Annotated in this window: 11 protein-coding genes; 9 read left to right on the plus strand and 2 right to left on the minus strand. The window is 71.8% G+C overall.

The window, feature by feature from the left end:
* Window positions 1-12: 12 nt before the first annotated feature.
* Window positions 13-1,221 (minus strand): DUF2235 domain-containing protein, encoded by a 1,209-nt coding sequence (locus AB5J55_RS38565; RefSeq protein WP_369275078.1) that lies wholly within the window; start codon window positions 1,219-1,221, stop codon window positions 13-15.
* Window positions 1,222-1,532: 311 nt separating this feature from the next.
* Here AB5J55_RS38565 and AB5J55_RS38570 point away from each other — a divergent pair, with 311 nt between their 5' ends.
* Window positions 1,533-2,579, plus strand: coding sequence for an aromatic acid exporter family protein (locus tag AB5J55_RS38570; protein ID WP_369276412.1), 1,047 nt, complete (start codon window positions 1,533-1,535; stop codon window positions 2,577-2,579).
* Window positions 2,580-2,720: 141 nt separating this feature from the next.
* Here AB5J55_RS38570 and AB5J55_RS38575 read toward each other — a convergent pair whose 3' ends face one another.
* Window positions 2,721-3,725, minus strand: coding sequence for a mannose-binding protein (locus AB5J55_RS38575; protein ID WP_369275079.1), 1,005 nt, complete (start codon window positions 3,723-3,725; stop codon window positions 2,721-2,723).
* Between the two features lie 541 nt (window positions 3,726-4,266).
* Between AB5J55_RS38575 and AB5J55_RS38580 the strand changes: the two genes are divergently transcribed.
* From AB5J55_RS38580 to AB5J55_RS38615, 8 genes are all read left to right on the plus strand, one after another.
* Window positions 4,267-5,094 carry a type VII secretion system-associated protein gene (locus AB5J55_RS38580; RefSeq protein WP_369275080.1) on the plus strand — a complete coding sequence of 276 codons (828 nt, stop codon included), beginning with the start codon at window positions 4,267-4,269 and terminating at the stop codon, window positions 5,092-5,094.
* Entirely contained in the window at window positions 5,091-6,284 is a 1,194-nt protein-coding gene (locus tag AB5J55_RS38585; RefSeq protein ID WP_369275081.1) for a ricin-type beta-trefoil lectin domain protein, read from the plus strand. Before AB5J55_RS38580 ends, AB5J55_RS38585 begins: the two co-directional genes overlap by 4 nt.
* Window positions 6,285-6,427: 143 nt before the next feature.
* On the plus strand, window positions 6,428-8,173 hold the full coding sequence (locus AB5J55_RS38590) for a right-handed parallel beta-helix repeat-containing protein (protein ID WP_369275082.1): 1,746 nt from the start codon (window positions 6,428-6,430) through the stop codon (window positions 8,171-8,173).
* Between the two features lie 43 nt (window positions 8,174-8,216).
* Window positions 8,217-9,782: a type VII secretion protein EccB gene (eccB, locus tag AB5J55_RS38595; RefSeq protein ID WP_369275083.1), complete on the plus strand. Its 1,566-nt coding sequence runs from the start codon at window positions 8,217-8,219 to the stop codon at window positions 9,780-9,782.
* A 477-nt stretch (window positions 9,783-10,259) separates the two neighbouring features.
* Window positions 10,260-10,595: a hypothetical protein gene (locus AB5J55_RS38600; RefSeq protein ID WP_369275084.1), complete on the plus strand. Its 336-nt coding sequence runs from the start codon at window positions 10,260-10,262 to the stop codon at window positions 10,593-10,595.
* 90 nt (window positions 10,596-10,685) lie between these two features.
* Entirely contained in the window at window positions 10,686-10,994 is a 309-nt protein-coding gene (locus AB5J55_RS38605) for a WXG100 family type VII secretion target (protein WP_328420337.1), read from the plus strand.
* 308 nt (window positions 10,995-11,302) lie between these two features.
* A complete protein-coding gene (locus AB5J55_RS38610) occupies window positions 11,303-11,773 on the plus strand; it encodes a type VII secretion system-associated protein (RefSeq protein ID WP_369275085.1) in 471 nt (156 codons plus the stop codon).
* A gap of 24 nt (window positions 11,774-11,797) precedes the next feature.
* The gene (locus AB5J55_RS38615; protein ID WP_369275086.1) at window positions 11,798-15,451 is read left to right on the plus strand and encodes an AAWKG family protein; all 3,654 of its coding nucleotides are present in this window, start codon (window positions 11,798-11,800) and stop codon (window positions 15,449-15,451) included.
* The last annotated feature ends 82 nt before the right edge of the window (window positions 15,452-15,533 follow it).

Here is a 15,533-nt window from a genome sequence, read left to right on the forward strand (position 1 = left end):
ATGGCCGCGAGGTCACGGTGCACGGTCGAGGCCGCCCTGCGTATCGGCCGTCGTGCCCGGGCCTGACGACGCGGCCGGCAGGGGCGGCAGGCCCGTGGCGAGGTCCGGCAGGAGGACGGGCTCCAGTCGGATGCGGTCCTGGGCGGTCAGGCGGCGCACCAACTGCGGGGGCCGGTAGTTCGTGTCCCGGTCGTAGCGTTCCTTGGCGGGCACCGACAGGAACTCGTTGCCGTCGGGCACGCCTTGGGGGTCGACGGCTTCTCCGATCGGCCGGTGCCAGGGCTTGGCGAGCCGGTACATTCCCGTCCGTGAGTTGTGCAGGTCGCCCAAGGCGTCCGGCCGTACCCGGAAATCGATGCTCTGCTCGGGCTTCATCACCTTCGGTCCTGCGGCGCTGAGCGCGTCGGTGTCGAACTGCAGCCCGTATCTGCGGGCCTGATCGACCATCCACAGCAGGGTGATGTCCGACAGCCCCGTCTCCTTGTAGCCGCCACCGACATCGCAGTGGACCCCGGCGAACCAGACCTGCTTGAGCTCCTGGCCCTGCTCGGCTGCGCCCGGCTGCTGGTGCCACAGCGCCGGCCGGAACGCCGAACGCCGCTCGTCGATGGCCAGCGCGTGGAACGCCGCCCCGACCCGACTGCTCAACTCGGTGTTGTGGAACGCCCAGCGGCGGTTGAACCGGTGCGCCGCGGGCTGGAGCCACGAGGCGCCGGGGACGGGGACGCCGAGGGCGCCGACCGTGTCCCACACCCCGATGAAACGGATCTCCGTCTCGCGCGCGTACGAACGGCGGAACAACGTGGCTGCCGCGCCGTTCGGTTGCTCGATGCGGTCTCGGTACAGGGCCCAGGCCTCCGGGATCCGGTCGGCGTGCTCCCGACGCAGGATGCCGCCGTTGCGCACCAGCCCCGCGAGACTGCGAGCGGTGAACGCGCCCCGGCTGAAGCCGAAGAGGAAGAGTTCGTCGTCGGGCTCGTACGTCTCCACGAGGAACCGGTAGGCGTCGACGACGTTCCGGGACAGACCCACGCCGAACGCGCCGCCGCGCAACCGCTCCCGCCGTCGAGTGCCCACACCGCTGTGGTAATGGACACGCTGCTCCTTCCCGGCGGCGAACCCCGGGAGCACGGACAGGGCGACCTTGGCGACGTTGGTCTTGCTCGGTTGGTCGGCGAAGTTCCATGTGCCGTCACAGCAGACGACGAGACGCTTGGCCATGACCATCCCTCCTCGCGAGAGCGCGGAGCGGCGCACAGCACCACCTCCAGGCTCCCACCACTCGAGGGGCCGCGCCATGTGACAGAGGTCCCGCGCGAGGGGGCGTACGTACACCCAGTCGATCTCGGGGGCGCAGACCCACGTGGTCCCGATCGGCCCGGAGCGGGTGAATTCATCCCGGTCGGTGAGGGCACTTGGCCTGCATGCACGGAATGCGAGGAAGGGCGCTGGGCGTAAGGCCCAGCGTCAGGGCCGCGGTGGAGGCGGTCAGGCGGGCGTTTGCGGAGCCGGGGCGTGAGCGGGATCTGGTGATGCAGGCGGGCAAGGCTGCGCTGGCGGCGTGTGTGGCGTGGGCGGTGGCGGGCTGGTGGCTGCAGGCGCCGATGGCGTTCATCGCGCCCTGGGTGGCGATCGTGCTGGTGGAGTCGACGGTGTACCGGTCGATCGCGCACGGGCTGCAGCAGCTGGCGGCCATCGCCACGGGAACGGTGGTGGCCACCTGCGTCGCCCTGCTCCTGGACTCCCCGATGGCGGCGATGGCGCTGGTGCTGCCGGCCGTCGTGCTGCTGGGGAACTGGCGACGCCTGGGCAGCCAGGGCGTCTACGCGGCCACGGGTGCCCTCTTCGTACTGACAGGTGGGCCGATCACGGTCACCTCGTCGGCGGCACGGATCGCGGAGGCGGTCTTCGGCGCGGTCGTCGGTATCGCCGTCAACGCGCTGATCCGCCCTCCGGTGTATCTGCGCAGCACCCGTGCCGCGCTGGAGGACGCGGCCGGCGAGGCGCAGGAGATCCTGGAATGCGTGGCGGACCGGCTGGCCGCCGACGAGTGGGACTCCCACACGGCCGGTTCGCTGCACGAGCGTGCGCTGCGCCTCTGGCGCCTTGTGGACCAGGCGCACGCGGCGGTCGGCTGGAGCCGGGAGAGCCTGCGCGTCAATCCCCGCCGCCGCAGCCGCCTCGTCTCGCAGCCGGGCCAGGACTACGACGACGCGGTCACCGTCATCGACTACGTCGCCGTCCACACCGCGGGCGTCACCCGGGCCGTGCTGGAGTCCTCCGGTGACGATCGCAAGGGTTGGCGACCTGGCCCGCACGCCGCGAAGCCGTATGCGGACTTCCTGCACAGCAGCGCCCGCGCCATCGGGCTCTACACCCGCAGCCGGTTCGCCCCCGGCGGGCAGGACCAGCGGGCCGACCAGGAGCTCCGCGAGGTGGTCGAGGACCTGAACCGCTCCCTGGACGATCTACGGCAACGGCTGCTCGGCGCGGCGCCCGACGACCCCGACACCCTGGCGACGTACGGCACCCTTCTCACCCAGGCCCACCGCCTGGCCGCCCAACTGGTCGGGCGCTGACGGCGGGCGGGCGGGGGCGCGGCTACGGCCGACCCGGGCGGCACACCCCGGCTACTTCCGCCAGGCCCAGTGCAGGCGGTCCAGGCCGCTCCGGTTGTTCAGCTGCAGGCTGAGCCCTTGAAGCCCGTCGCGCGAGGGGCGTCAGGTCGACCAGACCACGCTGCCGTTGTGCACGATGACGACCTTGGCGTCGGCCCGCAGGACCAGCTGGGCGCCCTCGCGGCCCCAGGTCTGGGAGGCCCAGATGGGGCGGTCCTCGGCGTTGTGGATGACGAGGTTGCCGTCCTGCTGGAAGATCGCCCGGTGGTTCTGGCCGAAGGTCATGGATGCCCAGATGGGCTTGCTCTGCTCGTTGTAGACGACGAGGTTGCCGTCGGTCTGCATGACCATCCGGATGCGGTTGGTGGTCCAGGCCTGGTTGACCTCCAGGACGCTGGTCGCGAAGACGCTCTCGGTGCTCCAGTTCGGCTTCGGGCTCGCCTTGGGCTTGGGCTTGGGCTTCGGCTTCGGTTTCGCGGGAGCGCTGGTCTTGACGGGCTCCGGGGAGGGCGCGGCCGGCGGGGGAGCGGCGACCTTCGCAGGCTCGCTCTTCTTGGGCTTCGCCTTCTTCGGGGACGCACTGGGCTTCTCGGCCACGTAGTCGTCGAGCGCGGCGGGGGCGGAGTTCGGGTTCAGGACGGTGTCGGAACCCGCGGCCGGCGCCTTGGAATCGCCGGGCCCGTCGTCCCTCGCGCTGCCGGCCAGCAGCAGCGGTACGGCGATGAGGACCGCGCCGGCTATCGCGGCACCCGCCAAAACCGGCTTGCGGGGGCGTCCGCTGCCGACGCCGGTGTCGGTCTTGGTGCTCGGCGGCGCAGTTCCGACTGCCGCGGCCACCGCGACGCGCTCCTCGGGCGCCTCAGTCGTGCCGGCTGCAACTGCCGCCGCTCCCGCGGGCGGGGTAGCGGCTTCGGCGGTCTCCCCGGTGGGAGGAGCGGTGGCGGTGGTCTCCCCGGCCGGGGAGGTGCCGGACTTTGCCTCGGGGGCTGCGGCCGTGCTCGGTGCCGCCTCGTCCGGTGCGGAAGGCGTGGGCGATAACCCGGCCTCCCCTTCGCGGGCGGCGGCCGCCTCCGCGTTCGCGCCGGGGGTCTGCTGCTGGGGGGACATGCGGTACTCCTCCTCGGTGGCGGAGCTGTCGGTGGTGTGCAGGGCCCGCGCGACGGCCGGCCGGGCGAACGCCGGGAAGCCCGGCGGGCGTTGGCCGCGTGCCGCGCCGGGACGAACCGGTTCGCCCGGTCCTGGGCGCCGAGTTCCACAAGACCCGCCGCGGTGGCGGCCGCAGGCCGGTCCGACGCCCTGCCGAGCTGCGCGGTCTTCCCGTACGGCCCCGGCCCGGACGTCCGGCCGCAAGGCGACGTATGCCGACCGGACCGATGGCGTGCCCCAACTTAGCCTGTGCCAGGGGCGATCAGCCGCCCAGCCCGCCCCAACTCTCCCGTCGCTTTGTCCGCCCACGCCTCCCTGCTCCCGGAACGTCCCCCAACCGGGCAGCAAACGGGCACGCGGGCGCCCGATACGGACCTTGCCCGAACCGCCACGGACGAGGCTCGTGTGGCATCCTGTTGGCGCCCCGAGTTGATCAGTGTCGGCGTGCGTCCATGCCGTTCGACACTCAAGTATTCGTAGGGACACAAGAGTTCAGGTGGAGATGCGGCCCGGACAACGGCAGGAGGGCGGGCGCGACGCCCGGCCCGTGGTGCCCGACGGCTCCGGTGCCACAGCCGCTTCGGAGTCACCCGGCGCCGACTCCGTCGAGGCCACCGACACCCCCGAGATACCCGAGGCCGTGCAGGCCGCCGCCCGCCAGGCACCGGGGCACTGGATCGGCGTGGTGGACCCCGAGTGGACCGACGAGCGGACGCCGCCCGAGTGGGCGGTGCTGGGGGAGTGGCAGTCGGACGAGAGCGGGAGCGTGGGCGACTACCGCGCCAACCCGGCGTACCGGCCCTCCGCCCGGATCCTCGGCTGGCCGGAGCCCACCGACCCGGTGGACGCCGCGGCACAGCGGGCCGCCACCGGCTACGGCTCGGTGGACGAGGCCCTCGCGGCGCTCGCCGAAGCGGACATCACGGTGGTGCGCGGCCCGGACGGCGGACCGCTCACGGCCGCCGGGCGGGACGGAGCGCCGGTGGTGCTGTTGTTCACCTCACCGGTACACGAGTTCATGTCCGCGGCACTTCGGCATGACACGCTCCCCGCCCGGGAGTTGGCCCGTTCCCTGACCGGTTCGGGCACCTTGCTGATGGTCAACGCCGGGGCCGCGGCCCCCTTGCTCGTCCCGGCGGACAGCCTCCTCGGTCCCGAACGAGGGCCGGGTGCCGAGGGGGCGTCCGCAGCGGACGCGGCGGCGGCGGAGGGCTTCGGCGCCCGCTCCGGCCCGGCGGACCGTACCGGTCCCGCGACCGCGGTCGCCTCCGCGGCCCGCACCGGCAACTCCCCTGAACCCTGGCCCCACATCACAGGGAGGACCCCGTGACGCGTCCGGTCCAGCACACCCCCACCTCCCCGCGGTCGGAGTCCGGCTCCGACGGCGAGGAGACGGCCGCGACAGCCGCCACCGCCGTGGCCGCCTCAGCCACCGAGCCCGAGCCTGAACCCGAGCCCGCAGAGGCGAAGGCCGGGGGCGAGGCCGAAGCCAAGGCTGCCGAGGCGGAGGAAACGGCCGTAGCGAGCAGGGCTGCCGAGGCCGAGGTCGATGCGGGGACAAACCCTGAGGGCGGGGCCGACTCCGGCAGCCGGTCCGAGTCCGAGGCCGAAACCGAGCCCGGTGCCGCCGCGGCGGCCAAGAGCCGGCTGCCCGCACTCGTGCGGACCATGACCGCGACCGCCATCGACCGGCCGCAGCAGGAGGCCGGTCAGGTGGGGCGGCCGGGCAGGGCGGCGCTGGCCGGGGCCGCGGTCGCCGGGGCGCTGCTCGTGTCGGTGCCGTTCCTGGTACTGGCCGGGGGCGACGACAAGGACAACAAGACGGCCCCGGCGGGAGGGACCGTACTCGGCGGGGGTTCGCCGGAGGCACCGGGCGACTTCGTGGTGACCCAGCCCGACGCCAGTGCCTCGGGCGACGGCAAGAAGGAGTCCGCCAAGCCCGACAAGCCGGTGAAGGAAGCTCCCGCGGGCGGCCCTGCGCAGCACTCGGGCAAGGACGCGCCGAAGCAGAACGCCGGTCAGAAGGACAGTCCCAAGGGGGACGCGGGTGAGAGGGACCAGCCCGGGAAGCCCAGCGGAGGGAACCAGTCCGGCGGTGACGACAAGCCCGCCAACACCGGGTCGGGTGTCACGTTCAGCGCCCCGGTCTCGCTGCGCAGCCATCTCTCCGGCCGCTGCATCGACGTACCGAACGCCGAGTTCGGCGACGGCAAGCAGCTGTTCGTATGGGACTGCAACAACGGTCCCGCGCAGCGGTGGCAGTTCGCCTCCGACGGGACCGTCCGCATCAACGGTCTGTGCCTGGACGTGGCCAACGCGAACTACAACGACGGCACTCCCATCCAGATCGCCCGGTGCAGCGGCAACGCCGCCCAGAAGTTCGTCCTGAACGAGCGGCACGACCTGGTCAACACCGTCGTCGGCAAGTGCGTCGACATCAAGGACAACAACCGGGGCAACGGAGCCTGGTTGCAACTGTGGACCTGCGCCGGCACCGACAACCAGAAGTGGAGCGTCTGACCGGACGCCCGCAGGCCGAGAACACGGCTCTCGGCATCCGTACGCCCCGAAGGCGGGGCATGATGGCACGGTCGGCTCGCCGACACGCGCCGCCGACGAGGGGGCGCCCGCAGAAGACGCCGCCGGAGCAAGGAGGTTGGTGCGTGTCGCGCCAGGTACTGACGGTCGGTCCGGGGGACCGGGACCGCTACCGGACGATCGGTGAGGCACTCGCGGCCGCCCGTACCGGTGCGCTCATCAGCGTCCGGCCCGGGACGTACGCGGAGAACCTGGTGATCAACACCAGGGTCACCCTCACCGCCGCCGAAGGGCGGGGCACGGTCGAGATCCGGCCGCGTTCGGGCAGCGTGCTCGCGCTGCGCGCCGACGCCGTGATGCTCTCCGAACTGACCCTGCGCGGCGGCGACGCCGAGCTGCCCGCCGTGGATGTGCGGCGCGGGCAGGCCGCGCTCGACGGCTGCGAGGTCGTCGGCGCCGCCTGGACGGCGATGCTGGCCGGGGGCACCGGTTCCCTGGCGCTGCGGGACTGCCGGGTGAGCAACCCGCAGGGCGCGGGCATCGTGGTCACCTCGACCACGCCCAGCACCGTGGAGTCCTGCACGCTGGAGCACCTGGGCACCAGCGGCCTCGTCCTCGCCGAGCAGGGCGAGGCCCGCATGCGCGGCTGCACGGTGCGCGACGCCCGCGGCAACGGCCTGCTCGCCAACGGCGAATCCCGCGGCACCGTCGAGGACTGCGACATCTCCTCCACCGACAAGCCCTCCCTCGCCCTGGAGCAGAACTGCTCCCTCACGGTGATCCGCACCGTGGTGCACGACACCAGCACCGGCGTGCACCTGAGCAGCGCGGGCCGTACGACGCTGGAGGACGTCCGCGTCACCGGCGCATCCGGCAACGGGATCGCGCTGGCCGCCGGCACCGACCCGGTGCTGCGCCGCTGCCGCGTCTCGCGCACCCGCGGCCAGGGCGTGCTCGTCACCGACCGGGCCCGCGGCGCGGTCGGCGAGCGCCTGTCCGCGACCGCGCTCGGCCTGCTGGTCGCGCCCTGCCTGGCACTGGCGGGCTGGGTGCTGCCCGGCGGCGAGCTGACCGGCCCGGACGCGGCGCGGGTCGTGGGCGCGCGGCTGCTCGCTGCGGGTGCCGCGGGCGCGGGCGGCGCGGTCCTCGCGCTGGCCGCCACCGCGGTCGGCGCCCCGGCCCTGCTGGCCACCGCGGTCGTCTCGGTGGCCACAGCGATCGCCGGCACCCTGATCGGGTACTCGGGCCTGGACGTACCGGCAGCGGTGTCCCTGGTGGCGGCGGTCGTGGCGCTGGCGGCCGGGACGGTCGCACCGTTCGCCTTCAAGCTCGCCGGCATGCGGATGCCCGCCCTGCCCTCCTCCGCCAGCCAGCTCCAGGAGGGCATCGAGCCGTACGCGGGCGACGAGGTCGCCGAGCGCACCGAGCTGGCCGGACGCTGGGTCACCGCGCTCTTCGCCGCCACCGGGACCGTCGCAGCGGCCGCCCTCGTCGTCATCGCCCAGCACCCCGACCTGCCTGAGGTGTTGACCGCGGTCACGCTGAGCCTGCTGCTGCTCCTGCACTCCCGCGGCCTGGTGCACATCGGGCAGCGGCTGACCCTCGCCGTACCCGGCGTCTGGGGGCTGCTGCTGCTCGCCCGCGCATGGGCGGTGGACAGCGACGGCGACGGACGCCTGGTGGTCTTCGCGGTGCTGCTCGGCGCCGCGGCCGCACTGGTCATCGCCGCCTGGACGGTGCCCGGCCGGCGGATGCTGCCCTACTGGGGCCGGGCGGCGGAGATCGCGCACACCGGCTTCGCCGTGGCGCTGCTGCCGCTCAGCCTGTGGGTGGCCGGGCTCTTCGGCTGGCTACGCGGCCTGTTCGGCTGAGCACAACCGCACTCCGGCAAGAGAACGAAGTCGAGGAGAGGCCGTGCAGTCCAAACGCGACCAGGTACACGCCCACAGTTTCATGATGGGCAGGCTCAGTTCGGGCCTGTTGATGGCCGACCCGGACGCCCCGGAGAGCCCGCTCGGGCGCACCACCCGCGGAGTGGTCTTCGGCGTCCTGGTCACCGTCCTGATCGGCGCCGGCGCCACCGTCTACGGTCTGCTGCGCCCCGGCGGGAACGACGCCTGGCGCGACGGGGACCACCTGGTGGTCAACCGCGACACCGGCGCCCGCTACCTGTGGACCGGCACCGACGGCGTACTGCACCCGGTGCGCAACTACGCCTCGGCGCGGCTGATCGGCGGCTCCGACCTGGAGACCGTGGACGTCGGCACCGCCTCGCTGCGGGACGTCCCGGTGGGCGCCCCGGCCGGCATTCCCGGCGCCCCCGACACCGTGCCCGAGCCCGGCCAACTCGACGACGGCGCCTGGCACATGTGCGTCACCGGGCCGGACGGGGCGCTTCCCGACACCTCCGGCGTCGTGGCGAACTCCGGCGTGGACGAGCCGGGCGCCACCACCGTGGTCGCCGGGGCGCCGCTGGACTCCCGCGGCATCGGCGCCGACCGCGCGCTGCTGGTGCGCGGGCCGGACGACACCGAGTACCTGGTGTGGCGGGGCAGCAGACTGCCGCTGGACCGCGCCTCCGACGCCCGCAACGCCCTCGGCTACGGCTCCGAGCGGCCGATGCGGGTCTCGGCGGCCTTCCTCGACGCGCTGGCCCCCGGCCCCGCCCTGAAGCCTCCCGCGGTACCGGGACGCGGTGCGGAGGGGCCCGTGCTCGGCGGCGAAGCCAGCAGGATCGGCCAGCTGTTCAAGGTCACCGTGCCCGGCGGCGGCAGCACCTACCACCTGCTGCGCAAGGACGGTCTGGTGCCGCTGACCCGGCTCGGCGCCGCCCTGGTGCTGGGCGACCCGGCCACCCAGAAGGACGCCTACCAGGGACAGTCGCCCGAAGTGCGGACGGTCGGCGCGGACGCGCTGCGCGAGCACCGGGCCACGGACCCGGGCCCCTCCGCATCCGCGGAGCTGCCCGACGCGCCGCCCCTGCCCCGGTCCGCGCCGCGCGGCACCGCGCTCTGCGCGCAGGTGGACGGCGACGACGGCGGCGCCCGGATCAGGTCGGTGCTGGTCCCCCTGACCCGGCTCGCCCCGGTCGCGGTGCCGCAGGGCACCGCCGAGCCGCTGAAGCCGGCCTGTGTCCCGGTGGACGCCACGGTGGTACGTCCCGGACGCGGTGCCCTGGTCAGGGCGCTGCACGCCAGCGGCGCCGCGCACGCCGGGACCACCTATCTGGTGGCGGAGAACGGCGTGAAGTACCGGGTCTCCGCGAAGAATTCGCTGGCAGCCCTCGGGTACGAGACCGGGGACATCGGCTCGGTCCCCGCCCCGCTGCTCGCGGCGCTCCCGACCGGTGCGGACCTCGACCCGGCCGCCGCGTCGGGCGCCGCGGAGCCCAAGGTCACGGCACCGGCGTGCGGTGCCGCCGGACAGTCGGAGCGCAGTGAGCCGCACGCCGAGAAGGACAAGGCGGACACGGCGCGCTGATCACGGCAAGAAACGCATACCGTGCCGAAGAAAAGGAAAAGGGCGGGGACAGCAGAAGTATTCAGCCAAACTCGGCGCCGAGGGTCTGAAGTTCGCGGAGTCATCCCGGGATCGAGCGCGGCGGAGAACCCTCAAATAAAGCTCTGAAAATTCGTCGGACCGTACCCCTGAAATCCCTCGGAAGCGCTTTCCTTGCGGGATACGGTCCCTGCCGATGCCCGTTCACCTACTTCCCGTGCCCGCTTTCTGCCCGCATCGCGTCGCCCGGTGGACGGGTTCACATCCACTGTCCCGCTGGTCGGGCGCGCCTGTTCATATCGCCGAAACCTGCGCACAACTCCCTTGCCACGCAGGAATTCTGGGGTGAGCTGACCGATGCTCAAATCTTCCCTGCACGCGTTGCGCGGAACGCTCAGTTCTCTTTAGCCTCAGCGGGCAACGATGCGTCGGGACAAGCCTGAACGAAGGGAGCGCGACATGGCGGACAGTGCCGCGAGGAAAGCGGACTATGCCAAGGGTTTGGGGGGTGTCTCCTCTCTGGAGTCGGCCCGGACCCAGGTCGAGAAGATCCAGAACAACGTCGCCGAGATCGCCGCGCGTTCGGGCGTCGGCGGCGACGAGGGCCAGGCCCTGCTGAAGCTCTTCCGCAGCTGGAACGCCGAGGCGCAGAAGGTCGTCATCCAGATCAGCAAGATGGTCGACGCGCTCCAGGAGAACGTGACCTCCGCCAACCGTCTGGCGCAGGAGAACCAGGACCTGACCGAGGTCCTCAACAGCAAGACCAGCCAGGGCGTCTTCGAAGCGCTGCGCTGACCCACCCCCGCAGCACCGGCCCCCGTACGGCGAGGCCGGCCCCCCTGAGCTTCCCGGGCGCCCACGCCCGGCCGTCCGAGAGGAGACGTCATGGCCGACGGCATCATCGACGTGCAGTATCCCGCGGTCCGCAATGCCATCGAGGAGTTGATGGCCCAGACCCAGCAGATCATCACGACCCTCAACAACCTGGAGGACGAGCTGAAGCCGCTCGTCACCTCCTGGGAGGGTTCGGACCAGGAGACGTACCGCCAGGTCCAGGCGGAGTGGGACCAGGCCACCAAGAACATGGCCATGCTCCTCGGCGACAACGGCGAGCTGATCCAGACCATCCACGACAACCACTCCCGCGACGAGCGCAGGAGCGCCGACAACTGGGGGAACGTGCGGGCCCGTTAGGGATTCGCCGGAGTTTCCCCTCGTCCGTCCGCAGGGCGGGCCCGGCGGTCGGCGCGGGCGACCGGAGGACGCCGAACCGTCCGTGTCCCGGTCCCCACACGGACGGTTCGGCGACGCGCCCGGCACCGCCGCCCGAAGAGTCCCCCGGATGCGGACGTGGCGGTCGTCGGCCGGCGGGCGGGAAGCTTCGGACCGACCCGGTGTGCCCACCCGGCACGCGGGCCCACCGGCCCGGCCGTCGCCCGTGAGCGGGGCGTCCGCCGGGCTCCCGTATCCCCGTCCGGCACCAAGCGGCAGGAGAGCGTCCCATGGCCGGTGAGAAGGCCGACGTCAGGCATTTCGACCTCAAGCAGATGGAGAACTTCCGGGACAACGAGGTGCAGCCGGTGTACACCGCCGCGAAGAAGCACCGCGAGGACGGCGACGGGTCCCACATCCGCCCGCTCGGCCACCTCATCGACGGCCACACCACACCGGAGAACCTCGCCCAGGACAAGCAACTCCTGCGCATCGGCAGGATGGTCACCGAACCCCTGGTCTCGGGACCGAAGCTGATCGAGGACGTCCGCACCGCGGCCGAGGCCATCGACAAGCTGCTCGGTGACCAGATGGACCTCTTCAAGGAGCTGAAGGAAGCGCTCACAGAGACGATCGACGAGGCCAACAGGACCAAGGACAAGAACCTCGACGCCATCGACGCGCAGACGCTGCTCCAGACCTTCGACGAGGTCGACACCCTGACCGCCGGTACCACCGGCGACCCGGACGACGAGTCCTGACCAACCGACCAGAAAGGGCGCCCGGTGGCCGATCGCTACGATCCCAACTCCGTCGCCAACCTCGACAAGTTCGACAACGCCGGCGACCCGTCGAGCGACACCTGGGCCACCCTGGTCACCCACATCACCGGCTATCCGGTGCCGGACCGCAACACGGTCTTCGACACGCTCCGCTCCGAACACGGCGGCAAGCTCTTCCGGATGGACATCAAGGAGCGCAGCCTCTCTCTGCTCGTCAAGGACTCCGGCTTCCTGACGAACAAGGGCGAGGACTACGACATCTGGTTCTTCGACAGCGGCAAGAAGCGGTCCATCATGCAGGCCCGGATCGTCTTCGAGGGCCGCGTGAAGGACGGCGAGGAGATCATCTTCGCCGGTCCGGGTTCGGACAACGTCCATGACGCTCAAGTCCGTGAGGGCAACGAGTTCACGGACTACAACAAGGACAAGATGAGCACCATCCCGCTCGCCCGGTACATGAACGGGCCGCGGGCGGCGCTCCTCGCCCTGCTGGGCGGCAACACCCAGGACGCCCGGTTCAGCAATCTGGGCGTGCCCGGTGCCGACGTGGTGGACCTGAACTCCTTCAACACCACAGGGGAGTCCTTCGACTTCGCGGCCAAGTTCTTCCGGGACCACGCGGTGGTGCTGAAGGACTGGGAGGACCGCTTCGGGCGGGACGACGCAAGCTGGAAGGGCGAGGCGGCGGAGGTCTTCCGCAGCCTGCTGAAGAAGATCCGCGAGAACTACGACAGTTACGTCGAGACCTTCGACTCCAACCCGGGCTCCGGCGACGAGACCGGCACCGGCAGCACGGTGTACTCGCGCGCCCTGTCCCTGGGCCGCAAGTACCTGGAGGACTCCGCCAACAAGCTGTTGGAGGCGTGGCTGGCCTGGGCCAAGTCCCCCTACTACGACCCGCACCAGGTGCTGCGCTACGTCCTGGACGACCTCGCCCAGTGGGTGGACGCGAACAACGTCGCCAAGACCGACATCAAGTCGTACACCTCCCGCTACGTCACGACCGTCAGCCACAGCCCGCAGGGCGGCTTCTCCCAGGTGCACCCCGAGTACGGCGACCTCACCGACATCGCGAACTGGGCGAAGGTCGGCGACAAGGCGGTGAAGATCTGGAGCCAGGGCGTCGACGAGTTCCTCGGCAAGCCCGCCGCCCAGGTGCAGTCGAACCTCAACAACCACTTCCTCGACCTGGGTGACGACTTCTCCGACAACGTGCCCAAGCCGAAGTCGACCAGCACGGCGGCGGAGGAGTACGAGGAGAGGAAGGCCGAGGAGCAGCAGGAGGAGATCAACCGGCAGAACGAGGAGAACCGCAAGTACCAGGACGAGCTGCGCGAGGAGCAGGAGCGGCAGCGCGAGGAGGACCGCAAGTACCAGGAGGAACTCCGGGAGGAGCAGCGGCAGCAGCGGGAGGAGGACAAGAAGTACCAGGACGAGTTGCGCGAGGAGCAGAACCAGCAGCGCGAGGAGGACAAGCGCCTCCAGGACGAGCTGCGCAACGAGCAGAACCAGCAGCGCGAAGAGGACAAGAAGTACCAGGACGAGCTCCGCGAGGAGCAGCGGCGTGAGCAGGAGGAGGCCAAGCGCGAGGCCGAGGAGCAGGCCAAGGCCATGCAGGAGAGCCTCGGCGGCATCAACGACCCCAACGCCGTCACCGAGCAGAACCTCGGCAACATCGACGAACTGCTGAACCCGACCACGGTCACGGAGAGCCTGGGCAACCTCGGCGACGTGAACAACCCGGGCGGTGACCAGGAGGCTCTCACGAGCACCCCGCCGCCGGTCGCCACGAACCTGGGAAACCTCGGGGCGCTGAACAACGGACCGGGCGGGACGAACAACTCCGCCGATGACGCCATCACCGAGAACCTCGGCAGCCTCGGCGGCCTGAACACCGGCGGCGGCTCCCTCAAGACACCGACCGGCGGCAACACCCAGCTCAACGACGGCAAGCTCACCACCGACTTCCCGGACGGCAGCAGCACCAGCTTCGACCCGGACAGCGGGACGCTCACGACCACCCACCCGGACGGCAGCGTCACCACGCAGAACCTGGGCGACGGCACCCGGGTGACCAACCCGGACGGGTCGGTCACCTCGCTGGGCGACGACGGCAAGCTGACGACGACGTTCCCGGACGGCACCACGCAGACCGTCGATCCCACGACCGGTCGGACCACCACGACCCATCCCGACGGCACGACCACCACGACCGACCTGGGCAGCCTTGACGGCCTCAACAGCGGCCTCGGTGGCGGCGACGGCGTGCTCGACACTCCGACGGGCGGCAGCACGCAGCTGACCAGCGGCGGCGATCTGACGACCGACTTCGCGGACGGCAGCCGTACCAGCTTCGACCCGGACAGCGGGACGCTCACCACCACACTCCCGGACGGTTCGACCGCCACAACCGACCTGGGCAACGGTGCCGAGGTGACCAACCCGGACGGCTCGGTCACCTCGCTGGGCGACGACGGCAAGCTGACGACCACGTTCCCGGACGGCACCACGCAGACGGTCGACCCGACGACCGGGCAGACGACCACCACCGATCCGGACGGGAAGACCACCACCGAGAACCTGGGCGGCCTGGGCAACCTCAACAGCCAGAACGGGCTCGGTGACCTGGGCGACCTCAATCCCGATCTGCCCACGGAGTCGATCGGCGACCTGGGCGACCTCGGGAACCTCAACACCGACCGCGCCGGCCTGGAGACCCCGACGGGCGGGAACACCGCCCTTCAGGGCGACGACTTCGCCACGACCTTCGCGGACGGCAGCAAGGCCGTCTTCGACCCGGACACCGGGACGCTCACCACCACCGACGCGGACGGGTCCACCACGACCACCGACCTCACCCACGGCGCGAAGGTGACCAACCCGGACGGCTCCACCACCGTCCTGGACAACGGCAAGCTGACCACCGCGTTCCCGGACGGCAGCACCCAGGTCATCGACCCGGACACCGGCATCGCCACCGTCACCGACCCGCAGGGCAACACCGAGACGGTGAACCTGAACGACCTCAACTCGCAGGGCGGCCGCGGCGATTCGGGCGTACTCGACGACCTCGGCAGTCTCGGCGATTTCAACGGGGCCGGCGGCGACGGAACCAGCAGCAGGGACGTGTCGCTCTCCGATCTGGGACTCGGTGGCGGAGTGGGCGCAGGCGCCTCCGGCGGCGGCCTGTCCGGGGCGGACTCCTTCGCCCCGGACGGCTCCGGCGGACTCGGTGCCGAGCCCCTCTCCGACGGTGTCGCCGCGAGCGAGGGCACCCCGCTCGCTCCCGCAGCCACGGCCGGCGCTCCGGGCGCGCCCGGCACACCCGGCAGCCCCGGGATGCCGATGGGCGGCGGCATGGGCGGCATGGGCGCGGGCGGCGAGAAGGGCAACGGCGAGCGGGTGCGTGCAGTCCTGGTCGACGCGGCGGAGGAGAGCGAGCGCCGCAACCGCCGCCGACGCAGCCCGTGGAACCGCCAGGAGGACAGCGACACCTTCCTGGCGCCGGCCTCCCGGGTGGCGACCACCGGCGGCGACACCCCCGAGGAGGAGACGGAGCAGGGACGCAGGGTCACCAGCTCCGCCGACTACCTGGAGGAGGACACGGACGTGTGGGGCACCGAGGACGGCGGCACCCCGGCCGTCATCGGGCGGTGAGCACCGCGCGGCCCCGGGCACGACCACCGCGCGGAGACGAATCCCACCAGGCCCCGGCTTCCGCGGCGAGGGCCTCACCAGG

It is taken from the genome of Streptomyces sp. R11 (assembly GCF_041051905.1).
Lineage (GTDB): Bacteria > Actinomycetota > Actinomycetes > Streptomycetales > Streptomycetaceae > Streptomyces.

Coding starts and splice junctions, on each gene's coding strand:
- AB5J55_RS38565 (WP_369275078.1), bottom strand. CDS start 1,221: ATGGCCAAGCGTCTCGTCGTCTGCTGTGACGGCACATGGAACTTCGCC.
- AB5J55_RS38570 (WP_369276412.1), top strand. CDS start 1,533: ATGCAGGCGGGCAAGGCTGCGCTGGCGGCGTGTGTGGCGTGGGCGGTG.
- AB5J55_RS38575 (WP_369275079.1), bottom strand. CDS start 3,725: ATGTCCCCCCAGCAGCAGACCCCCGGCGCGAACGCGGAGGCGGCCGCC.
- AB5J55_RS38580 (WP_369275080.1), top strand. CDS start 4,267: ATGCGGCCCGGACAACGGCAGGAGGGCGGGCGCGACGCCCGGCCCGTG.
- AB5J55_RS38600 (WP_369275084.1), top strand. CDS start 10,260: ATGGCGGACAGTGCCGCGAGGAAAGCGGACTATGCCAAGGGTTTGGGG.
- AB5J55_RS38605 (WP_328420337.1), top strand. CDS start 10,686: ATGGCCGACGGCATCATCGACGTGCAGTATCCCGCGGTCCGCAATGCC.
- AB5J55_RS38610 (WP_369275085.1), top strand. CDS start 11,303: ATGGCCGGTGAGAAGGCCGACGTCAGGCATTTCGACCTCAAGCAGATG.